Origin of the sequence: Micromonospora sp. DT231, assembly GCF_049847025.1 — a bacterium.
In the GTDB taxonomy this organism is placed as follows: Bacteria; Actinomycetota; Actinomycetes; order Mycobacteriales; family Micromonosporaceae; genus Micromonospora.
In genome coordinates, this window is record NZ_JBNCNO010000012.1 from 175853 (window position 1) to 196874 (window position 21022).

24 protein-coding genes are annotated in these 21022 nt (G+C 72.7%); 11 read left to right on the plus strand and 13 right to left on the minus strand.

The genetic code is table 11. The features are described 5' to 3' along the window. Positions 1-52 precede the first annotated feature (52 nt). Both ACPXBU_RS26710 and ACPXBU_RS26715 read right to left on the minus strand, forming a co-directional pair. A complete protein-coding gene (locus ACPXBU_RS26710) occupies positions 53-706 on the minus strand; it encodes a class F sortase (protein ID WP_425760160.1) in 654 nt (217 codons plus the stop codon). Further along, positions 703-1533 (minus strand): DUF4397 domain-containing protein, encoded by an 831-nt coding sequence (locus tag ACPXBU_RS26715; RefSeq protein ID WP_393372678.1) that lies wholly within the window; start codon positions 1531-1533, stop codon positions 703-705. Before ACPXBU_RS26715 ends, ACPXBU_RS26710 begins: the two co-directional genes overlap by 4 nt. Positions 1534-1763: 230 nt before the next feature. Between ACPXBU_RS26715 and ACPXBU_RS26720 the strand changes: the two genes are divergently transcribed. Both ACPXBU_RS26720 and ACPXBU_RS26725 read left to right on the plus strand, forming a co-directional pair. After that, entirely contained in the window at positions 1764-2366 is a 603-nt protein-coding gene (locus ACPXBU_RS26720; protein ID WP_393372676.1) for an RNA polymerase sigma factor, read from the plus strand. Beyond that, positions 2320-3099: an anti-sigma factor gene (locus ACPXBU_RS26725; protein WP_425760161.1), complete on the plus strand. Its 780-nt coding sequence runs from the start codon at positions 2320-2322 to the stop codon at positions 3097-3099. The genes ACPXBU_RS26720 and ACPXBU_RS26725 overlap by 47 nt, the downstream gene beginning before the upstream one ends. A 96-nt stretch (positions 3100-3195) precedes the next feature. Here ACPXBU_RS26725 and ACPXBU_RS26730 read toward each other — a convergent pair whose 3' ends face one another. From ACPXBU_RS26730 to ACPXBU_RS26745, 4 genes are all read right to left on the minus strand, one after another. Further along, on the minus strand, positions 3196-4155 hold the full coding sequence (locus tag ACPXBU_RS26730) for an electron transfer flavoprotein subunit alpha/FixB family protein (protein ID WP_425760162.1): 960 nt from the start codon (positions 4153-4155) through the stop codon (positions 3196-3198). A gap of 14 nt (positions 4156-4169) precedes the next feature. Further along, positions 4170-4949: an electron transfer flavoprotein subunit beta/FixA family protein gene (locus ACPXBU_RS26735; protein ID WP_425760164.1), complete on the minus strand. Its 780-nt coding sequence runs from the start codon at positions 4947-4949 to the stop codon at positions 4170-4172. Positions 4950-5137: 188 nt separating this feature from the next. Then, positions 5138-5551 carry a hypothetical protein gene (locus tag ACPXBU_RS26740; protein ID WP_393372668.1) on the minus strand — a complete coding sequence of 138 codons (414 nt, stop codon included), beginning with the start codon at positions 5549-5551 and terminating at the stop codon, positions 5138-5140. After that, positions 5548-6345 (minus strand): GNAT family N-acetyltransferase, encoded by a 798-nt coding sequence (locus ACPXBU_RS26745; RefSeq protein ID WP_425760165.1) that lies wholly within the window; start codon positions 6343-6345, stop codon positions 5548-5550. Before ACPXBU_RS26745 ends, ACPXBU_RS26740 begins: the two co-directional genes overlap by 4 nt. A gap of 42 nt (positions 6346-6387) precedes the next feature. Between ACPXBU_RS26745 and ACPXBU_RS26750 the strand changes: the two genes are divergently transcribed. Genes ACPXBU_RS26750 through ACPXBU_RS26765 form a run of 4 tightly spaced genes read left to right on the plus strand, consistent with a single transcriptional unit; the run spans position 6388 to position 10831 of the window. Further along, positions 6388-6780 (plus strand): YidH family protein, encoded by a 393-nt coding sequence (locus tag ACPXBU_RS26750; protein WP_425760166.1) that lies wholly within the window; start codon positions 6388-6390, stop codon positions 6778-6780. Next, on the plus strand, positions 6777-7082 hold the full coding sequence (locus ACPXBU_RS26755) for a DUF202 domain-containing protein (RefSeq protein ID WP_425760167.1): 306 nt from the start codon (positions 6777-6779) through the stop codon (positions 7080-7082). The genes ACPXBU_RS26750 and ACPXBU_RS26755 overlap by 4 nt, the downstream gene beginning before the upstream one ends. Positions 7083-7109: 27 nt before the next feature. After that, positions 7110-7520, plus strand: coding sequence for a PLD nuclease N-terminal domain-containing protein (locus tag ACPXBU_RS26760; RefSeq protein ID WP_425760168.1), 411 nt, complete (start codon positions 7110-7112; stop codon positions 7518-7520). A gap of 47 nt (positions 7521-7567) precedes the next feature. Beyond that, positions 7568-10831: a BTAD domain-containing putative transcriptional regulator gene (locus ACPXBU_RS26765; protein ID WP_425760169.1), complete on the plus strand. Its 3264-nt coding sequence runs from the start codon at positions 7568-7570 to the stop codon at positions 10829-10831. On the opposite strand, the gene ACPXBU_RS26770 is transcribed toward ACPXBU_RS26765, so the two are convergent. The 4 genes from ACPXBU_RS26770 to ACPXBU_RS26785 all read right to left on the minus strand — a co-directional run bounded on the left by ACPXBU_RS26770 (position 10815) and on the right by ACPXBU_RS26785 (position 15278). Further along, on the minus strand, positions 10815-11624 hold the full coding sequence (locus ACPXBU_RS26770) for an ABC transporter permease (protein WP_425760170.1): 810 nt from the start codon (positions 11622-11624) through the stop codon (positions 10815-10817). The genes ACPXBU_RS26765 and ACPXBU_RS26770 overlap by 17 nt on opposite strands. Then, a complete protein-coding gene (locus ACPXBU_RS26775) occupies positions 11621-12592 on the minus strand; it encodes an ATP-binding cassette domain-containing protein (protein WP_393372650.1) in 972 nt (323 codons plus the stop codon). The genes ACPXBU_RS26770 and ACPXBU_RS26775 overlap by 4 nt, the downstream gene beginning before the upstream one ends. 168 nt (positions 12593-12760) lie before the next feature. Beyond that, a complete protein-coding gene (locus ACPXBU_RS26780; protein ID WP_425760171.1) occupies positions 12761-14383 on the minus strand; it encodes an acetolactate synthase in 1623 nt (540 codons plus the stop codon). 121 nt (positions 14384-14504) lie between these two features. Beyond that, a complete protein-coding gene (locus ACPXBU_RS26785; protein ID WP_425760172.1) occupies positions 14505-15278 on the minus strand; it encodes an enoyl-CoA hydratase/isomerase family protein in 774 nt (257 codons plus the stop codon). Between the two features lie 98 nt (positions 15279-15376). Here ACPXBU_RS26785 and ACPXBU_RS26790 point away from each other — a divergent pair, with 98 nt between their 5' ends. The 4 genes from ACPXBU_RS26790 to ACPXBU_RS26805 all read left to right on the plus strand — a co-directional run bounded on the left by ACPXBU_RS26790 (position 15377) and on the right by ACPXBU_RS26805 (position 17605). After that, complete coding sequence (locus tag ACPXBU_RS26790; protein WP_425760173.1) at positions 15377-15856, plus strand: DUF6232 family protein; 480 nt, start codon at positions 15377-15379, stop codon at positions 15854-15856. 104 nt (positions 15857-15960) lie between these two features. Next, on the plus strand, positions 15961-16443 hold the full coding sequence (locus ACPXBU_RS26795; protein ID WP_393372642.1) for a DUF6232 family protein: 483 nt from the start codon (positions 15961-15963) through the stop codon (positions 16441-16443). Then, entirely contained in the window at positions 16440-16829 is a 390-nt protein-coding gene (locus ACPXBU_RS26800; RefSeq protein WP_425760174.1) for a hypothetical protein, read from the plus strand. Before ACPXBU_RS26795 ends, ACPXBU_RS26800 begins: the two co-directional genes overlap by 4 nt. 47 nt (positions 16830-16876) lie before the next feature. Next, positions 16877-17605, plus strand: a complete 729-nt coding sequence (locus tag ACPXBU_RS26805) for a hypothetical protein (protein WP_393372637.1) — start codon at positions 16877-16879, stop codon at positions 17603-17605. Between the two features lie 26 nt (positions 17606-17631). Here the strand turns inward: ACPXBU_RS26805 and ACPXBU_RS26810 are convergent, their stop codons facing one another. Continuing rightward, on the minus strand, positions 17632-18090 hold the full coding sequence (locus ACPXBU_RS26810) for a rhodanese-like domain-containing protein (RefSeq protein ID WP_425760175.1): 459 nt from the start codon (positions 18088-18090) through the stop codon (positions 17632-17634). 70 nt (positions 18091-18160) lie between these two features. Here ACPXBU_RS26810 and ftrA point away from each other — a divergent pair, with 70 nt between their 5' ends. Beyond that, positions 18161-19189, plus strand: coding sequence for a transcriptional regulator FtrA (gene ftrA / locus ACPXBU_RS26815; protein ID WP_425760177.1), 1029 nt, complete (start codon positions 18161-18163; stop codon positions 19187-19189). Positions 19190-19215: 26 nt separating this feature from the next. Here ftrA and ACPXBU_RS26820 read toward each other — a convergent pair whose 3' ends face one another. Both ACPXBU_RS26820 and ACPXBU_RS26825 read right to left on the minus strand, forming a co-directional pair. After that, positions 19216-20112: a ribokinase gene (locus ACPXBU_RS26820; protein ID WP_425760178.1), complete on the minus strand. Its 897-nt coding sequence runs from the start codon at positions 20110-20112 to the stop codon at positions 19216-19218. A 25-nt stretch (positions 20113-20137) separates the two neighbouring features. Then, positions 20138-20968, minus strand: coding sequence for an ABC transporter ATP-binding protein (locus ACPXBU_RS26825; protein ID WP_393372628.1), 831 nt, complete (start codon positions 20966-20968; stop codon positions 20138-20140). Positions 20969-21022 lie beyond the last annotated feature (54 nt).

Below are 21022 nucleotides of genomic sequence, written 5' to 3' on the forward strand. Positions count from 1 at the left end.
GGCACCGGGGCCGGGGTGGGATTTCCCACCCCGGCCCTGGCGGCGGCCCAGGTCAGGCGGGCACCGCTGTGACAACGATGTTGTCGCGGTACTTGCGCGCCTTGGCGTCGAACGGCCCGCCACACGTGATCAGGGTCAGCCGCGGTTTGCCGTCCCGGGCGAAGTACCGGTCCAACGGAATCCTGGTCTTCGCGTACTCCTCCCGGGCGACGACCCGGTACCGCCGCGCCGTGCCGTCGCTGCCGGTCGCGGTCAGGGTGTCGCCCCTGTCGAGTTGGCGGAGTCGGAAGAACGCCCCCCTGCCCTGCGTGGCGCTGTCCACATGACCGGCGATGACCACCGAGCCGGCGGTTGCCTCCAGGCCGGGCCCGTAGCGGTACCACCCGATCTGGTCGACGCTGGGCGGCACCTCGAACTCGTTCGTCCGCTCGTTGATGCCCACCGCGTTGACGGTGGCGGTGACGTCGATGTCCGGGATCACCAGCCGTACCGGCGGGACGACCCCCGCGTCGGCCGGCAGCTCACCGACGGTGACCGGCACCGACGGCGCGCTGGCGTCCGCCGGTGGGTTGCTGGCCAGGGTGGTCGCCTCCTCGGCACCCACGTTCCCCGCCGGTTGGGAACCGCACGCCACCACGGCGGCGACGGTGAGCGCGGCAACGCCGGCGGCCAGGGCCGCCAGCGCGCCGCGGTTGCGCACCGTCACTTGCGACCGGTCCGCGCGGTCGCCATCCGCACACCGCCGCCCAGCAGCAGGAGTACGCCGGCACCGGTGAGCACGTACCACCAGGTGTCCACGCCCGTGCCGGCCTGACCGCCGTCACCGCTCGGCACGCCGCCCGGGGCGGAGTGCAGGCCGGTGATGGTCTGCGCCACCACGTCGAGGGTCTTGCCCTCGGCGGAGCCGATCGCGTAGACGATCGTGGCGGTGCCCTCCTTCAGGTTGAGGTCGGCCGGGCCGATGGCCACGGTGTCGGTGCCGGCGAGCACCACGTCGGCCTTGACGCTGCCCGCGTCGACGTCGCCCTTGGCCTCGTTCGGGTTGGTGAGGCCCTTGAAGACCGGGGTGCCGCCGGCGCGTACGTCCACCGCCGGTGCGGCCGCGGTGTGCCGGACGATCAGCCGGGCCTTGCCGGCGTCGACCTTCGAGACGTCGTTCACGAACGGGGTGATCTTCGGCTGGCCGGCGGCGTCGAGGTGGGCCGCGATGCTGATGTTCGCGCCGCCCGGAACGGCCGCGTCGTCGACCTTGAGAATCGCGCTGCCGATCGGCTCGCCCGGCTTGGTGAGCGCGATGTCGTAGTCGCCCTCCTCCAGGTTGAGCGGGCCGGCCACGTCACCGGGCTTGAAGTTCTCAAGCGTCTTCTTGCCGTTGACGTAGACGTCGACAGGGGTGTCCGGGATGCCGTGCACGACGGAAACCTTCGACGTGGCGGCGTACGCGGGGGTGGCGGTGAGTGCGCCGACTCCGGCGAAGGCCAGCGCGGCGACCGCGCCGCCCGCCGCGACCCGACGCAGGTACGAGAACTGCATGTCTGCCTCCTGGTGATTGGTGCTGATTCGTCAGGCCTGGCTTGCAGAACGGGTTACGCCGCCGTTCCGACGCGCGGATGCGGGCCGGAGGCACTTTTCTTTTTCGGCCCCACCCGCATCCGAACCGGGGTCGCGAGACGAAGAGCTGCTGAGATGACATCGACCGGGAGAGTGGGGCGGAGACTGTGGCAGCTACAGTCGGGCATGCCCCATCGAAGGCGAGCCGCCCGATGACGGCCCTGCACGAGGAACCGGACCCCCCGGTGGACGACCTCGACCCGCGCTTCCGCGCCGGTGACGACGCGGCGCTGCGCGAGGCGTACGACAGGTACGGTCGGGCCGTGTTCCACCTGGCCACCTCCATGCTGGCCAACCGCGCCGACGCCGAGGACGTCACCCAGGCGACGTTCGTCGCCGCCTGGCTGGGCCGGGACACCTTCGACCCGGCCAAGGGATCGCTCATCGGCTGGCTGCTCGGCATCGGCCGGCGCAAGGTGATCGACCGGATGCGCGCCTCGGCGCGGGAGACCCGGGTGGTGGAGACGGTCCGGCAACTGCCGGAGCCGGCACCCGCCGACCCGGACCCGGACCGCGTGGTGGACCGGTTGGTGATCGCCGACGAGTTGGCTCGTCTCCCGGACGACCAGCGACGGATGCTGGAGCTGGCCTTCTACGACGACCTGACACACCAGCAGATAGCCACAGTGACAGGCGTGCCGTTGGGCACCGTGAAGAGCCACATCCGGCGCGGCATGGCGAGCTTGAAACGCAGATGGGAGGTGGACGGTGCAGCACCTGGACCACGAGCGGCTGGTCTTTCTGGCGCTCGGTGAGAGCGAGTCGGACAACGGGGAGAGCACCCACCTCGGCACCTGCGCGCTCTGCCGCGCGGAGGTGGCGACCCTGCGGCAGGTGGCCGGCCTCGGCACCGAGACGCAGGGTCTGGCCGACCTGCCCGACCCGCCGGAGCACGTCTGGCAGGGCATCGCCGCCCAGGTCAGCGCGGCGGAACCGTCGCGGGCCGAGATCCGTCCGCGGCACATCCCCGGGCAGGCCACCGGTTCGGTGGCCGAGCCGACTGTCACCCGGCTGGATTCGGCGCGCCGGTCCCGTCGGAGCGCCGGCTGGTCGCGCTGGGCGGCCACCGCGGTGACCGCGGCAGCCGCCGCGGCGGTCGGTGTGCTGGGTACGGTCTCCGTGCTGCGGCCGGACGACCCGGCGCCCGCTCCGACGCCTGTGGTGGTGGCGAGCGCGCCGCTGGCGGCGTACGGGTCGACGCCTCCGGCGGCCAAGGGCGACGCCCGGGTTCTGCGGGACGGCCAACTACATCTGCACGTGGCGAATCTCCCGCGCGTCCCGGGGTACTACGAGGTCTGGCTGATCAATCCGACGACGATGGAGATGTTCTCGGTGGGCACCCTGGGTGGCGGTTCGGACGCGCTGCTGCCCCTGCCCCCGAATGTCGACCTCACCAGCTATTCGGTGGTCGACGTCTCCGCCGAGCGGTACGACAACAACACCCGCCACTCCGGCGACAGCCTGTTGAGGGGCACCCTGACGGGCTGATCGGCGGGCCGGTTCAGCTCCCCGGCCCGCCGATCAGCTCCCCACGAAAAAGAAGTGGCCGCCCCGATCGGGGGCGGCCACTGTCGTGTCGCAGGGTCACTTGCGCTTGCGGATCTCCTCGGCGGCCTGCGGGACGATCTTGAACAGGTCGCCCACCACGCCGAAGTCGGCCAGCTCAAAGATCGGCGCCTCGCCGTCCTTGTTGACCGCGACGATGGTCTTCGACGTCTGCATGCCGGCCCGGTGCTGGATGGCACCGGAGATGCCGAGCGCGACGTAGAGCTGCGGGGAGACCGTCTTGCCGGTCTGGCCCACCTGGAACTGGTGCGGGTAGAAGCCGGAGTCGACGGCCGCGCGGGACGCGCCGACGGCCCCGCCGAGCAGGTCGGCCAGCTCCTCGACCAGCTTGAAGTTGTCGGCGTTGCCGACGCCGCGACCACCGGAGACGACCACGCCGGCTTCGGTCAGCTCGGGCCGGGAGCCCTTCTGCTCGGCGACCCGCTCGACGACCATGGCCAGCTTGTCGGCGTCGGTGACCGACACGGTGAGCTGCTCGATCGTCGGGGTGGCCGCCGCCGGGGTGGGGGTGACCGAGTTGGGCCGGACGGTGACCAACGGCAGGCCCTTGGTGACCTTGGACTTGACGATGGCGGAGCCGGCGAAGGCGATCTGGGTCGCGGTGCCGTCGGCGTCCAGGCCGACCACGTCGGTCAGGATGCCGTTGTCCAGCTTGACGGCGAGCCGGGCGGCGATCTCCTTGCCCTCCTGGGCGGAGGCCAGCAGGACGGCGACCGGCTGCACCCGCCGGACCAGCTCGGCCAGCACGGTGGCCTTGGGGGCCACCAGGTAGCCGTCGATCTCGTCACCCTCGGCGGCGTAGATCTTCTCCGCGCCGTACTCGCCCAGCTTGCCGCTCAGCGCCTCGGCGGCGCCAGTCCCGCCGAGCACCACCGCGCTGGGCGTGCCCAGCTCACGGGCGAGGGTGAGCATTTCCAGGGTGACCTTCTTGACGCCGAATTCCTTCGTGGCTTCGACGACGACGAGAACCTCAGACATGTCAGACCCCCCTCTCACACGAACTTCTCGGTGGCGAGGAACTCGACGAGCTTGACGCCGCCCTCGCCCTCATCAGTGATCTTGGCGCCGCCGGAGCGCGGAGGGCGCTTGCTGTGCTCGACGACGGCGCTCGTGGCGCCGTCGAAGCCCACCTCGGTGGGCGCGACGCCCAGGTCGGCCAGGGAGAACGTCTGCACCGGCTTCTTCTTGGCGGCCATGATGCCCTTGAAGGAGGGGTAGCGCGGCTCGTTGATGGTGTCCCAGACGGAGACCACGGCCGGGGTGGCGGCGGTGACGACCTCGTAGCCCTCCTCGGTCTGCCGCTCGACGGTGAGCGTGCTGCCGTCGACGGTGAGCTTGCGGGCGCCGGTGAGCGCCGCGACGCCCAGCCGCTCGGCGATCATGTGCGGCATGACCTGGACCCGGCCGTCGGTGGACTCCGCGCCGCAGATGACCAGGTCGGCGTTGAGCTGACCGAGCGCGGCGGCGAGCACCTTCGAGGTGGCGACGGCACAGGAACCGTGCAGGGCGTCGTCCAGCACGTGCACGGCCTTGTCCGGGCCCATGGAGAGCGCCTTGCGGATCGACTCGGTCGCCCGGTCCGGACCCATGGTCAGGATGGTGACCTCGCCGCCGTGCGCCTCCTTGATCTTCAGCGCCTCCTCGATGGCGTACTCGTCCATCTCGTTGATCACGTTGTTCGCCGAACCGCGGTCGACGGTGTTGTCGTCATTGCGCAGGTTGCGGTCCGCGCCCGAATCAGGCACCTGCTTGACGAGTACGACGATATTCATCGCGCTTCGACGACCCTCCTGTGTGGTGATGCGATTCGCTCGCCCGGTCTGGGGCGCAGCGTCGCGCGTCGGTCGACGCCAGGTCAACCGCGGGCTGCTGTGCAGTTGCCCACGACGCAATGTTACCTGCCGGTAGCTTGCGCTCCCCGGGGCACTCCGAGTGACACAGCTCACCGACGGGCAGACGGTCAGGCCGGGTCGGCCAACGCACCCCGGATCTGGTCGATGGCCGCCGCCTCGGCGGGCGCCACCCCGGCGTGCGCCCGGGCCACCCGGTCCGCCGCACCCAACACCACCGAGCGGTACGCGTCCACGTCCCCCGGTGACTTGTCCCGCAGGATCCGCACCGCGTGCCGCAGCGCCGGCAACACCACCGACTCGATCTCCAACTGCGAGTCCCGGGGAAGCCGCGGCAGCGGACCGGTGGTGAGCGCCTCCTTGACCGTCCCGCTGGCGTCGGAGAGCGCGTTGGACGCGGCGAGGCTCTCCCGGATCACCCCCAGCACCCCCGGGTCGGCGTTGGAGACGAGGAAGACGGCACCGAAGGCACCGGTCTTGAGCGTCAACCGCTCCTCGTCCGTCAACCGCTGTTCCATGATCACGGAGTGTAGACGTACGGGGTGGTGGTGGTGACCGCGACGAGGCCGAGCCGCTGGAGGATCGGCCGGCTGTCCTCGGAACAGTCGACCTGCATGAGCGTCCGGCCTCGCTGGTCGGCCAGCCGCGCCCGGTAGTTGACGAGCGCCCGGTAGATGCCCCGTTGCCGCCACTGCGGCAGGGTCGAGCCGCCCCACAGGGTGGCGAAGCCGGTGTTCGCCGGGAACCGCACCCAGCCGGCGCTCACCACCGTCTCGTCCGTCTCGGCCACCACGACGGTGATCGAGTTCGGGTCGGCGTCGATCTCCTTGGCCAGGCCCGTGACGAGATGTGAGCGGTCCGCCTGCCAGACCTCCGCCTCCATGGCGGCGATCCGCTCCAGGTCCGCGCGCGAGATCACCTCACGCAGGCGTACCCCCTCGGGGGTGACCGGCAGCGCGGCGGCCAGCGGGGCGACCGGCCCGACCACGACGGTCTCCCGGTCCTCCGGCACGAAGCCGGCAGCGCGCAGCCGGTCCGCCAGGTCCGCCGGTTCGTCGTGCTCGTTGAGCTTCCACTCGACCGACTGGCCGCGCTCGCGGAACAGGGCCACCTGCCGGGCGATCAGCTCGTCCAGCGCGTCCCCGGTGAGTCCACCCAGGTCGCGGTAGGTGAGGAAGCCGCCGGCGTCGAGCCCGACGATGCGCACCAACGGCCCGTCCCGCTCCACCGTCACGCCGGCCGGAACCGGGTCGGGGATCTCCGGGCGGAGTTGATTGTCGTACGCGGCGCGCAGCGTCATTACGTCGAGATCAGTCACCGAGTCAGGCTAAGCGGGATGGGAAGCGGATAATCTCCGACCGTGTGGGCGGCGATCAGGCGATGGTTCGACCCGGCGGAGCTGGGCACGGTCGGTGAACAGCCCGACTACCGCTTCTCGCTGGCCAACGAACGGACCTTCCTCGCCTGGCTGCGCACCGGGTTGGCGCTGGTCGGCGGCGGGTTGGCCGCCGCGCAGTTCCTGCCGCCCCTGCCGATGAGCCACCTGCGGGAGGCGATCGCCGTCGCGCTGCTCCTGCTCGGCGGTGCCGTCGCGATCCGGGCCGTGGACCACTGGGCGCGTACCGAGCGGGCCATCCGGCTCGGTCAGGGGCTGCCCGCGTCCCGGTTTCCCGCCATCCTGGCCCTGGCCGTGGGCGCCGGCGCGGTGCTGCTGGTGATCGCCGTGCTGCTCCGAGCGGTCGGCGGGCGGTGAACACCGGACACGACGCCGGGCTGCAACCGGAGCGCACCCGGCTGGCCTGGCGACGCACCCTGCTCACGCTGACCGTGGTGACCGCGCTCGCCGTCCGGCTGGCGTCCAGTGGCGGCCCGTTCGGAGCAGTGGTCGCCGGTGCGGCCGTCCTGGTCTGGGGCGGCGCGCTCGTGCTCTGCTGGCCCCGGAGCACCGGCACCGGGGCGGCCCGCACCGGCGGCCGGACGTTGCCGCTTGTCGCGTTGGCCACCGTCGGGCTCGCGTTGCTCGGCGTGTTGGTGACCGTTCGCGGACTGTGGTGACGCGACGCGGTGCGCCATGATGGGTGCATGGTCCGGCTGTACGTTCTCCTCTTCCTGGTGCAGATTGTCCTCGCCGTCTGCGCGCTGATCAGTTGCCTCTCCGCCGAGGAGGGTCAGATCCGTGCCCTGCCCCGGATCGCCTGGGTGCTGATCATCCTGTTCTTCCCCCTGGTCGGGTCGATCGCCTGGTTCGTCGCCGGACGGGAGCCCGCGGCCCGCGGGGCGCGGCCCGTCGGCGGTGGTTCCACGGAACGGCAGCCGCGTCGCCCGCTCGCTCCCGACGACGACCCGGAGTTCCTCCGCTCGGTGCAGGACCGCTCCCGCCAGCAGGACCAGGAACTCTTCCGCCGCTGGGAGGAGGACCTGCGCCGGCGTGAGGACGACCTGCGCCGCCGCGACGGTGAGCCACCCCGTGAGGGTGACCGGCCGGAGGTGTGAACACCAGCCCGGCCGCGCCGGTACCGGCGGGCGGCACAATCGGCGGAGTGCAGATCAGCCTGCTCGGCCCGTTGCAGGTCCAGGTCGATCCGACGACGACGATCGAGATCCACGGGGCGCGGCTGCGGCGGCTGCTGATCCTGCTTGCCCTGGTGCCCGGCCGGGTGGTCAGCGTCGCGCACCTGGTCGACGCCCTCTGGGAGGACGAGCCGCCGGCCGCCGCGGGTAACGCGCTCCAGGCGCTTGTCTCCCGGCTCCGCCGGGCCGTGCCGGGGCTCGGAGTCGACGCGCGTCCCGGCGGCTACCAGCTCACCCTCGACCCGCAGGCCGTCGACCTCCACCGGTTCGAGGCCACCGTGCTCGCCGGCCGGGCACTGCTGCCCGCCGCCCCGGAAGCCGCCCGCAAGCTGCTCGACGAGGCGCTCGCGCTGTGGCGCGGGTCAGCGCTGGCCGACGTGGCCGACGCCTCGTTCGCCCGCGCCCCGCTGGCCCGGCTGGACGAGCTGCGGCTCACCGCCACCGAGGAGCTGATCGAGGCCCGTTCGGCGCTCGAGGAACCCGCACACCTGGTGCCCTGGCTGCGGGAACTGGTCATTGCGTACCCGCTGCGGGAGCGGTTGGCCGGCCAGCTGATCCGCACCCTGCACCGGGCCGGCCGCTCCTCCGAGGCGCTCGCCGCGTACGAGCGGCTGCGCACCGACCTGGCCGAGACGCTCGGCGCCGACCCCGGGCCGGAACTGGCGGCCCTGCACCTGGCGGTGCTGCGCGGTGAGCGGGCCGACCCCGCACCGTCCGACGTCGAGGCGGCGCCCCGCCCTGCGCCGTCGGCGGCGGCTCGCGCCCGGGGTGCCCTGCCGACGGCGTTGACCAGCTTCGTCGGCCGGGAAGCGGCCGTCGACCGGGTCGGGGCCCTGCTCGACCGGGCTCGGCTGGTCACCCTCACCGGGCCCGGGGGCGCCGGCAAGACCCGGCTCGCGATCGAGTCCGCCCGCGAGGTGGCGGCGCGGTTCCCGGACGGGGTCTGGCTCGTCGAGCTGGCCCCGGTGACCGATCCGGCCGAGGTGCCGCAGGCGCTGCTGGGCCCGCTCGGCCTTCGGGAGCAGGCGTTCTTCGCCGGCAGCCGGTCCCGGATCCCACCCGGGGAGGCCACCGAGCCGACCGTACGGGCCATCGACGCGTTGGCCAGCCGACGAGCGCTGCTGGTCCTGGACAACTGCGAACACCTGCTGGACGCCGCCGCCGAGTTGGCCGACCGCCTGCTCGCCGCCTGCCCGGACGTACGGGTGCTGGTCACCAGCCGGGAGCCGCTGGGCATCACCGGCGAGGCGCTGCACCCCGTCGAGTCACTGGAGCAGCCGCCCGTGGGCGCAGACCCGGTCACCGCGATGACGTACGCGTCGGTGCGGCTTTTCGCCGACCGGGCCGCCGCGGTGCGACAGGACTTCCAGGTGGACGACCGCACGGTCGGGCCGGTGGTGGGCATCTGCCGGTCGCTGGACGGCATGCCGCTCGCCATCGAGCTGGCCGCCGCCCGGCTGCGCGCCATGACGGCCGAGCAGGTCGCGACCCGGCTCGACGACAGGTTCCGGCTGCTCACCGGCGGCAGCCGGACGGCGTTGCCCCGCCACCAGACGCTGCGCGCGGTGGTGGACTGGAGCTGGGACCTGCTCGACGATGCCGACCGGGCGCTGTGGCGGCGACTTGCCGTCTTCACCGGCGGCGCGACGGCGGACGCCGTGGAGCGGGTCTGCGGCGGCGGCGAACTGGCCGCGCCCGAGGTCCTCGACCGGCTCTTCGCCCTGGTGGAGAAGTCACTGGTGATCGTCAGCGATGCCGGCGAACCGCGCTACCAGATGCTGGAGACGATCCGGGAGTACGGGCTCGACCGACTGGGCGAGGCGGGTGAGGAGCAGCGGGTCCGGCGGGCGCACGCCGACGAGTTCCTCCAGCTCGCCGAGCGGGCCGACCGGGAGCTGCGCGGTCGGGACCAGTTGCGCTGGGTCCGGTCGCTGCGCGCGGAGCACGACAATCTGCACGGTGCCCTGCGCTGGGCGATCGGGGCCGACGAGGTCACCCGGGCGGTCCGGTTGACAGGTGCGCTCGGGTGGTACTGGTGGTCGCGCGGCAACCGACTGGAGGGCGCGGACCTCGCCCGGGAGGTGCTGGCGTTGGCCGAAGGGTCCGTCGGGCGGCCGGGCGGGGACGACGGCGCACCGACCGCGACCGCGTTGGCGACCGCGTACCTCGCCGGGGCGTTGAACACCCTCAGTGCCCACGCCGACTTCGACACGGCCCAGGTCTGGATGCGCCGGGTGGTGGCGCTGGTCGACGGCGGCGCCGATTCTCCCCTGCTGCGCATGGCCGGAGCGATGACCCTGATGTTCGATCCGGCCACGCAGGTGCAGGGGCTGGCCGCGTTGCGGCGGCTCTTCACCGACCAGGACCCGTGGGTGGCCGGGGCGGCCCGCATGATGCACGGGCACACCCGGCTCAATCTGGGCACGCCGGCCGAGGGCGCGGCCGACGACTTCCGGGCCGCGTTGGAGCTGTTCAGCGGCGTCGGGGACCGGTGGGGTCTGTCCACCACGCGCTTCTCGCTGGCCGAGCTGGCCGGTCGAACCGGTGATCGGGACTTCGCCATCGACCAGCTCCGCGCCGCCCTGGGCGACATCGAGGAGTTGGGCGCCGCCGAGGATGTGCCGCAGATGCGGTCCCGGCTGGCGCAGTTGTACTGGCAGGTGGGCGAGCACGAGCTGGCCCGCACGCTGCTCACCGAGGCGCAGCAGGAGGCCGAACGGCTGGGCGCGGACGAACCGCGGGCCGGCGTCGCCGCCGTCTGGGCGGAGCTGCTGCGCGACTGCGGCGACTGGGAGCAGGCGGCCCGCTGGGCGGATCGGGCGGCGGACCTGGTCCGGCGGCGGAGCATCGCGCCGCAGTGGAGTGCCATGCTGGCCACCTCGCTCGGGCACGTCGCCGCCGCGCAGGGGGAGCTGGCGGTCGCCCGTACCCACCTCGATGAGGCCCTGGAGCTGGCGCTCGCCTCCGGCGACGCGCCGGTGGTCGCGATCACGCTTGTCGGTTACGCCGACCTCGCCCTGCGCAGCGGGCGGGCGGGCGTGGCGGCCACCGTGCTCGGCGCGGCCGACGGGGTACGCGGCGGCGACGACCACGGCGCGCTGGACGCGATCCGGGTGGCGCTGGCCGCCCGCTCGGCGCTCGGCGAGTCGGAGTTCGCCGAGGCGTACGCGGGCGGCCGGCGCATCCGGTCGGACGGGGTGCCGGAGCTGCTGCGGGTCACACTCGACGCTTGAGACCGCGCACCGCCAACGGCGCGAAGATCACCGCGATGCCGGCACCCCAGAGCAGCGTCTGGAGGACCGGACCGGCCACCGGGCCACTGACCAGGAGCCCGCGCAGCGCGTCGGCCACCACCGTCACCGGGTTGACCTCCACCCAGCTCTGCAACCAACCCGGCATCCGGTCGGTGGGTACGAAGATGTTGCTGGTGAACGTCAGCGGGAAGATCACCATGAAGCCGAAGATCTGCACCTTGTCCGGCTCGCTCACCAGCACGCCGACCAGCACCGAGATCCACGACGCGGCCAGCGTGAACGCCAGCAGCAGCGCGAACGCCCCGACCACCCCGAGCAGCCCGTTGCCGACCCGGAAACCCAGGATCGACCCGACGCCCAGCAGCAGCGCGATCGACCAGGCCTGCTTGACGGTGTCGGCGAGGATCCGGCCGGCCAGTGGCGCCCACCGGGCGATGGGCAACGCCCGGAGACGGTCGAACACGCCCTTGGTGAGGTCGTTGTTCAACCCGAACCCGGTCGTCATCGTGGCGAACAGCGCGTTCTGCACCATGATGCCGGGCAGCATGAAGGTCAGGTACTCACCTGACGATCCGGCGATGGCGGTGCCGAACACGTAGGTGAACAGCAGCACGAACATCACCGGCTGGATGCTGAGGTCGAGCAGCTCCATCGGGTTGTGCTTGATCTGCACCAGGCTGCGCCACGCCAGCGTGAGGGTGTGGCGCAGCCCCGCGGCCGGGCTGAGCCGGCGAGCCGGCGCCAGCGGGGCGGGGAGGGTGGCGGCGGTCATGCCGGGGTCCTTTCCAGGTCGGTGTCGGCCGGCGAGTCCTCGGCCCGGTGGCCGGTGAGCGAGAGGAAGACCTCGTCCAGGCTGGCGCCGCGCAGCGCCAGCTCGGCGACCGCGATCTCGGCGGCGTCGAGGCGGCTGACCACCGCGGGCAGCACGCCCGGATCGTTCACGGCGACGGTGACCGCGCTCTGGGCCACCTCGGGGACCGCACCGGACACCTCGCCGACGATCGCGGTCACGATGCCCAGGTCGGTGCTGTCGGCCGGCCGCACGGTGAGGGTCTGACCGCCGGTCTTGGACTTCAACTCCTCCGGCGTGCCCTGGGCGATCACCCGGCCGTGGTCGACGACGGCGATCTCACCCGCGAGCTGATCGGCCTCCTCCAGGTACTGGGTGGTGAGCAGCACCGTCACGCCGTCGGAGACCAGGGTGCGGACGATGTCCCACAGGTCGTTGCGGCTGCGCGGGTCCAGGCCGGTGGTCGGCTCGTCCAGGAAGAGCACCTGTGGCCGGCCGACCAGACTGGCGGCGAGGTCCAGCCGGCGACGCATGCCACCGGAGAAGGTCTTGGCGGCCCGGTCGGCGGCATCGCTGAGGTCGAAGTCGGCGAGGAGTTGGCGGGCGCGCTGTCGGGCGTCGGCCCTGCTCAGACCGAGCAGCCGACCGATCAGCAGCAGGTTCTCCGCGCCGGTCAGGGTCTCGTCGACCGAGGCGTACTGGCCGGTCAGACCGATCAACTGGCGCACCTGGTGCGCGTCGCGCACGACGTCGAAGCCACCCACCGTGGCGTGCCCCTCGTCGGCGGCCAGCAGGGTGGCGAGCACCCGCACGGCTGTGGTCTTGCCGGCGCCGTTGGGCCCGAGCAGACCGAAGACGGTCCCGGTCGGGACCTCCAGATCAACTCCGGCGAGGGCGGTGGTGGCGCCGAAACGGCGTACCAGTCCCTCCGCGCGGATCGCGTGGTCCATCGCAACTCCTGTCGTCGTCAGTGGTGACACCACTGTGGGCGACAGGGCTGACATCCCGCCGATCCCGCGCTGACGTTACGACGACGGGAGCCGATTTTCCGCTGATTTAGCTGCGGGAATACGCCGCGCCGCCGCCCGCGGACGGGCGACGGCGGCGGCGGGTGCGACTCAGGCCAGGTTCGACGACCGGGGGTACGCGTCGGTCGGGTCGGTGAGAACGTTCACCAGGTACGGCACTCCGGCGTCGAACGCCCGTTGCAGGGCCGGGCCCAGGTCGGCCGCCTTGGCGACCGTCTCCCCCGCCCCACCGAGCGCGCTGACCACCGTGTCGTAGCGCAACTCCGGTTGGAGGTCGGCGGCCACGTCGTAGCCGTACATGGCCTGCATCGGGTGCTTCTCCAGCCCCCAGATGCCGTTGTTGCCGACGACGATCACCACCGGCAGCTTCTGTCGGACCAGCGACTCGACGTCCATCAGCGAGAAGCCGGCGGCACCGTCACCCATCAGCACGCAGATCTGCCGGTCCGGGTGGCTGACCCGGGCACCCATCGCGTAGCCCATGCCGGTGCCCAGGCAGCCGTACGGGCCCGGGTCCAGCCAGGTGCCGGGCTGGGCGGGCTCCAGGTAACGCCCGGCGTACGACACGAAGTCGCCGCCGTCGCCGATGGTGATCGCGTCCGGGTCCAGCACCCGACGCAACTCGCCGTAGATCCGGGCGGGGCGGATCGGGTCGGTCTCGGCGGCCATCTCGGCGGCGTCCCGGGCCTTCGCCGCGTCCTCGGCCACGCGCAGGTCGGCGATCCAGTCGGTGTGGTCGGCCCGGTCACCGGAGTGGTCGGCCAGCGCCGACAGGATCAGGCGCAGGTCACCGGCGGGGGCGACGGCCGGCTGCACGTGCGTCGCCCGCTGGCTGGGCGCGTCGACGATGTGCACCACCTTGGCGTCGCCGAAGTCGCCGAAGCTGAGCCGGAAGTCCAGTGGGGTGCCGACCACCACGACCACGTCGGCACCGGAGAGCGCGGCCCGACGGGCCTTGGCGAACGCGAGCGGGTGCGTCGGCGGGAGGGAGCCGCGGCCCATGCCGTTCGTGAAGACCGGCACCTGCAACGCCTCGGCCGCCTCGCGCAGCGCGGCGACCGCGTCGCCCGCGTACACGTCGGAGCCGGCGATGATGACGGGTCGCTGCGCACCGGCGATGAGCAGCGCGGCGCGGCCGACCTCCTCCGGGTCCGGCACGACCGGGTCGACGCCGGAGACGGCGGGCAGGTCGACCTCGGCGACCGAGAAGACCGTCTCCAGCGGGAAGTCGAGGAAGGCCGGACCACGGTGCGGGGTGAGCGCGGCGGTGAGCGCGGCGCCCACCGCACGCGGGATGTCGTCGGTGCTGAACACCGTCTCGGCGTGCTTGGTGACCGGGGTGACGAGCGGCAGGTGGTCCATCTCCTGGAGGCTGCCGGAGCCCCAGCGGAACGCCGGCGCGCGTCCGCCGAGCACCAGCACCGGGGAGGCGTTGAAGAACGCGCTCGTCATGCCGGAGATGCCGTTCGTGACACCGGGGCCGGCGGTGAGCACCGCGAGACCGGGCCGGCGCTGCAACTTGGCCACCGCCTCGGCGGCGAACACAGCGGACTGCTCGTGCCGGACGTCGTAGATCGGGAAGTCGGTCTTGTACGCGGCATCGTAGAGCGGGAAGACGTGCCCGCCGGAGAGTGTGAACATCTCCCGTACGCCGTGCGCGCGTAGGGCCGCGAGCGCCAACTCGCCGCCGTGACCCTCGATCCGCTCCGTCATGTCGCTCCCATCGTCCGTGGCCGGGATCACAGGTTACCGGCCAGTCACTTGACCGTCCGACGGTGGTCCCGGCCGGTGGACGCTACCGAGGTCAGGGGCAGTTGGAGGGTGGACCGGCGGGTCAGCGACCGGTGAAGTCCGGCTTGCGCTTCTCGACGAACGCCGTCATGCCCTCGCGCCTGTCGTCGGTGGCGAACAGCGCCGCGAAGAGTTGACTCTCCCAGGCCAGACCCGAGTTCAGGTCCATGTCCAGACCGCCGTCGACCGCCAGCTTCGCCGCGCGCAGCGCCTGCGCCGGCCCGGTCAGGTACGGAGTGATCAGTTCCACGGCGGTGTCGTACACGTCGGCGGCCGGGACGACCCGGTCGGCCAGGCCGATCCGCAGCGCCTCCGGCGCGTCCACCATCCGCCCCGACATGATCAGGTCCTTGGCTCGGGCCGGGCCGATCAGGCGGGCCAGTCGCTGGGTGCCGCCCGCGCCGGGGATGATGCCCAGCCTGATCTCCGGCTGGCCGAGCTTGGCGTCCTCGGCGACCACCCGCCAGTCGCAGGCCAACGCCAGCTCACAGCCGCCACCGAGGGCGTACCCGGTGATCGCGGCGACCACCGGCTTGGGGATCCGGGCGATCGCGCCGAGCGCGCTGGACAGGTTCGCGGCCCGATCAGCCATGTCCACGTAGGACATCTCGGCCATCTGCTTGATGTCGGCGCCGGCGGCGAAGACCCTCTCGCCGCCGTACACGATGACGGCGCGGACCTCGGGGTCGGCGCCGGCCGCCGTGGCGGCGGCGCGCAACTCCTCCTGCACCTGGGTGTTGAGCGCGTTCATCGGCGGCCGCTCCAGCCGGATCGTGCCGATGCCGTCCCTGGTCTCCAGCCGAACGAACTCGCCCACGCTGCCCTCACTTCCTCGTCGAAGTCGCGTGCCAACCTTACGACCCGGCTCGTTTGGGTAAGTAGTGTGGTGTCAGCCCCGCGGGCGGGAGTCCAGCCATGACGACGTATTACGACGACAGGTCGGTGCAGGTCACCTCCACCACCTTCCGAGCCGACGGTCGCAGCTACGCGCTCGCCGACATCACCATGATCTGGCACCGCCGCGGCAGCCGTTCCTGGCGCGTCCTGGTGGGGCGCGGCGCGATCGGCGCCGCCCTGGCCGGTCCGTTGGTCGCGGCGGTGCTCGGCATCGGCGTGGCCGTCTGGCTGCACCGCTCACCCACCGTGACGATCGCGATCGTCGGCGCGTCGGTGCTGATCGGGCTGGCCGTCGGGCCGGTCGCCGACTTCCTCTTCGAGCACCTGGACCGCTCGTACGCCCGGGGCAGCCGTCAACTGGAGATCTGGGCCCGCTGGCGCGGCCAGCCGGTGCGGTTGCTGCGCACCGGCGACGCGTTGCGCTTCGGTCAGATCTACCGGGCGGTGCAGCGGGCGGTCGAACACAGCCAACCGGCCCGCCCCGCCAGCCGCCGATAGGGCCCCCGCTCAGAACCGGTTCGACGCGGACGGCGAGTGTCCAAGATCTGAGCGAACCTCACGCACCGGAGGCGGATGTTGCCTGTCGGTGGTTAGGCTTAGTGATGACCCTCTATTACCGGGACGACGCGGTGCAGGTGACCTCCGAGTCGATCCGGGCGGGTGGTCACGTGATCGCCCTGCCCGACGTGACGTTCGTCTGGCACGCGCGGGGGCAGAAGACCCTCGCCGTCCGGGGCCGTGTGCTGGGGCGCGGTGTCCTGGTGCTGCTGCTCTCGCTGCCGCCGTTGGTCGCCGTGGTCTGCGTGCTGTCACTGGCGTGGTCCGCTCAGGACCGGGGCAACTGGCAGCTGGCGCTGATCATCCTCGCCGCCTGCGCGGTCGGGGCGCTGGTGGCGCTGCCGTTCCTGGAGATCCCCCTCGGCTGGCTGGACCGCTCCTACGAACGGGGCAGCCACGTGCACGAGCTGTGGGTGCAGCACCACGGCCGGGAGGACCTGCTGGTGCGCACCCCGGACGCGCTACGGTTCGGGCAGATCTACCGGGCCGTGCAGCGCGCCGTCGAACAGCAGGGGGACCATCGATGACCACCCGCCGCGGCGAGGCCGTCGCCCTGGCCGGCCTGCTCGCCGCGGCCGGCGTCACCCACCTGGTACGCCCCGGCGTCTACGACCCGATCGTGCCGCGCGCGTTGCCCGGCCCGGCCCGGTTCTGGACGTACGCCAGCGGAGTGGCCGAACTCGCGGTGGCGGCGGCGGTCGCGAACCCGGCCACCCGTCGGGCCGGCGGTCGGGCCGCCGCCGCGCTCTTCGTCGCCGTCCTGCCGGCGAACGTGAAGATGGCAGTGGACTGGCGGCGCCGACGCCCGACGAAGCGGGCCATCGCGTACGGCCGGGTGCCGTTGCAGGCGCCGCTGATCTGGTGGGCGCTGCGGGTGGCCCGCGCCGACACCGCCGAACGGCACTCACGCTGACCGGCGCCGTCGGGCGGTTGTGGCACGGCCGACGCACACTTGACCCCATGGCGATCCCCCTCCCCACCCCGGCCGCCGTCGTCGGTCTGACCCGCTCCGCTCTCGACCAGGCGCTCGGCTCGGCCGCCTCGATGGCCGCCGTGCCCACCCGCGCGTTCGCGGTGCTGGACGGGGTGGAGGCGCTGCTGGCCCGGATCAACGGCGTGGTGGACCGGATCGAGACGACCCTGGACCGCACCGATCAGGTGCTCACCGACGCCGAGGCGGCAGTCCGCGAGGTGGCCGTCATCAGCGCCGCCGCGACCACCGCCATCGACACCGCCACCGAGGTGGCCGCTGCCGCCGCCGTGGTGGTCGCCGAGGCCGACCGGGTGTCCCGATCGGCCGACACGGTGGTCGCCGAGGCCGACCGGGTGGCCGGCCGGGCCGCCGCCACCGTGGGCACCGCCGCGGAGGCCGCCGCCACGGCGGCCGAGCTGCTGGCGGCGTACGAGCCGGCGCTGCGCCGGGCCGCGCCGATGACCGCGAAGTTCGTCGAGGAACTGAGCCACGAGGAGATCACCGCGGCGATCCACCTGATCGACGAGCTGCCCAAGCTCAGGGAGCACCTGACGGCCGACATCCTGCCGATCCTGGCCACCCTGGACCGGGTCGGGCCCGACCTGCACGACCTGCTCGACGTGACCCGCGACCTCAAGCTCGCCGTGGCCGGCATTCCCGGGCTGGGCATGCTGCGTCGGCGCGGCGAGAAGCTCGCCGACGAGCCAGCCGGCTGAGCCCACACCCGCGCCCGTGCGGAGGATCAACAGTCGCAGGTGATCGTCGCGGTTGGCGCGGTCAGGTCGTCGACCGGACGTCGGGTCAACCCGGTCTCCGTCACCACCGGCAGCCCTTCCCGCACCCAGTACTCGAACCCGCCGAGCATCTCCTTCACCGGATGACCGAGCCGGGCGAACTCCAGCGCCGCCCGGGTCGCGCCGTTGCAGCCCGGTCCCCAGCAATAGGTCACCACCGCCGAGCCTGGCGGGATCAGGCCCGCTGCCCGGCTCGCGATCTCGGCGGTGGGCAGGTGCACCGCGCCGGGGAGGTGCCCCTGCGCCCAGGCGGCCGCGCCCCGGGAGTCGACCACCACCAGGCCCGGGGTACGGGCCGACAGGTCGGCGTGCACATCACTGACGTCGGTCTCGACGCTGAGCCGATTGTGGAAGTAGGCGGCGGCGGTGGCCGGATCGGCCGGCAAAACGGCGAAGGTGAAGGTCATGCACCGATCCTGGCGGTCGGTCCATCGCCAGACGAGTGGCGGAAAAGACGTTCTGCGCTAACATCCCGCCATGCCGATCCTGGCCACGACAACCGGCCGGCGCCCGCTACCAGCGCCCCGACGACAGGCGGCCGCGCACCGCGTCGCCGTGCTCGCGTACCCGGGGATGTCGGTGTTCGAGACCGGCATCGTCACCGAGGTGTTCGGGTTGCCCCGACCCGAATTCGACGTCGACTGGTACGACCTGGTGCTCTGCGCCGAGCAGCCGGGGCCGGTGCCGGTGGTCGGCGGGGCCAGCCTGCACACCCCGTACGGGTTGGCCGAGCTGGCGGCGGCGCGGACGGTGATCGTGCCCGGCGTACCGGACGTGACCGCTGACCCGTCGCCTGAACTGATCACCGCGCTCCGCCAGGCGCACCGGCGCGGTGCCCGGCTCATGTCGATCTGCTCGGGCGCGTTTGCCCTGGCCGGGGCGGGGCTGCTGGACGGTAGGCGGGCCACCACCCACTGGCGGTATGCGGAGCTGCTCGCACGTCGTTATCCGCGGGTCGAGGTGGACCCGGACGTGCTCTACCTCGATGACGGTGACCTGCTCACCAGTGCCGGCAGCGCGGCTGGGCTGGACCTCTGTGTGCACGTGATCCGGCGCGACCATGGCGCGACGATCGCCAACGCGGTCGCCCGACGGCTGGTGATCCCCCCGCACCGCGACGGCGGGCAGGCCCAGTTCGTCGAGGCACCGGTACCCGCCGACCCGGACGACGACCGCATCGCGGGCAGCATCGACTGGGCCCTCGCCCATCTCGCCGAGCCGCTGAGCGTGGCCCAGCTCGCCGGGCGGGCGCACATGTCGTCCCGCACCTACCTGCGGCACTTCGCCCGGGCCACCGGGACCAGCCCGATCCGTTGGCTGATCGACAAACGGGTCCGCGCGAGCCTGACCCTGCTGGAGGAGACGGACGCCCCGGTCGAACAGGTCGCCCGCGCGGTGGGCTTCGACTCGCCGGTCACCTACCGCCACCACTTCGGCCGGGTCATGCTGACCTCGCCGTCGGCGTACCGGCGGGCCTTCCGCACGGGCGCGGATCAGCGGACGTAACCGCCGAGACGCTCAGGCCGGCGCGGTCAGGCCGGCGCGTACAGCTCGTCGATCTCGGCGCGTTGCGGTAGCGCCACCGAGGCACCGAGCTTGCGGACGCAGGCCGCGCCCGCCGCCGACGCCCAGCGCACCGCGTCGACCAGGTCGCGTCCCTCGCCCCAGCCGACGGCCAGCGCGGCGGTGAACGCGTCGCCCGCGGCGGTGGAGTCGACCACGTCGACACGTACCGCCGGCACGTGCACGTCGGTGCCGTCCCGGTCGACGTACCGGGCGCCCTCGCCGCCGAGAGTGAGCACGGCCCGGGGGGTCAGGCCGAGCAGCGCCCGGGGGTCCTCCCGGCCTCGGCCGGTGAGCGTCTGCGCCTCGCCCTCGTTGACGACCAGGACGTCCACGGCGGCGAGCAGCTCGGGTGGGAGGTCCCGGGCCGGGGCGGCGTTCAGGATGACCCGGGTGCCGGCGGCGCGGGCGGCCACCGCGGCGGCCGTCACGGTCTGCACCGGGATCTCCAGTTGGGCGATCAGGACGTCCGCCGCGCGTACCGTGGCCAACTCCTCCTCGGTGAGGCCGACAAGCGCGTCGTTGGCGCCGGGAGTCACCATGATGGCGTTCTCACCCTGCGCGTTGACCATGACCAGCGCGACCCCCGAGGTGCCGTAGACCACGCGCAGTTGGCTGGTGTCCACCCCGGCGGCGGTGATCCGGGCCCGCAGGGTGACACCGAAGGCGTCCGAGCCGATCGCGCCGAGGAAGGCGCAGGAGGCGCCGGCCCGGACCGCGGCGACGGCCTGGTTGGCGCCCTTGCCGCCGGGCACCATCACGAAGTCGGTGCCGAGCGTGGTCTCACCCACCCGCGGCAGCGCGGGCGCCATCGCGACCAGGTCCATGTTGGCGCTGCCCACCACGGCAACCCGGGTCTGCGGCACTGTCGTCTCCGCCCTGTCGTGGCGCTCAGGCGGCCCGCGCGGTGTAACGGTCGCCCGACCGCTCGACCACGAGCGGCAGACCGAACGTCTTGGAGAGGTTGTCACCCGTCAACGTCTCGGCGAGCAGACCCTGGGCGACCACCCCGCCCTCGCGCAGCAGCAACGCGTGGGTGAACCCCGGTGGGATCTCCTCCACGTGGTGGGTGACAAGCACCATCGCCGGGGCATCCGGGTCGTACGCCAGCTCGGCCAGTCGGGCGACCAGGTCCTCCCGACCGCCCAGGTCGAGCCCGGCGGCGGGCTCGTCGAGCAGCAGCAGCTCCGGGTCGGTCATCAGGGCACGGGCGATCTGCACCCGCTTGCGCTCACCCTCGGAGAGGGTGCCGTAGCGGCGCTCGGCGAGGCCACCGACGCCGAGCTGGCTCAGTAGTGCCCGCGCCCGCGCCTCGTCGGCCGGGTCGTAGTTCTCCCGCCAGCGGCCGACCACCGACCAGGCGGCGGTCACCACCACATCGGTGACCCGCTCGTCGGCGGGCAGCCGCTCGGCGAGCGCGGCGGTGGTGAGCCCGATCCGGGTACGCAGCTCGTTGACGTCGGTGCGACCGATCCGTTCGCCGAGCACGTGCGCGACACCCGTGGTGGGGTGCAGCCGGCCCGAGGCGAGGTTGAGCAGGGTCGTCTTGCCCGCGCCGTTGGAGCCGAGCACCACCCACCGCTCGTCCAACTCGACACGCCAGGTCAGGTCCTGCAGGAGGGCGGTGCCGGACCGGCGTACCCCGACGCCGTCCAGGCTGACCACCAGATCCGGGTCCACAGGCGCGGCGCCGGCAGCGCCATGGATCAGGTCACCAGTCACCACACCATCCAACCACGCAGCGCCGGGGCGCCCCCCACGGGCGGCGCCTCGGTC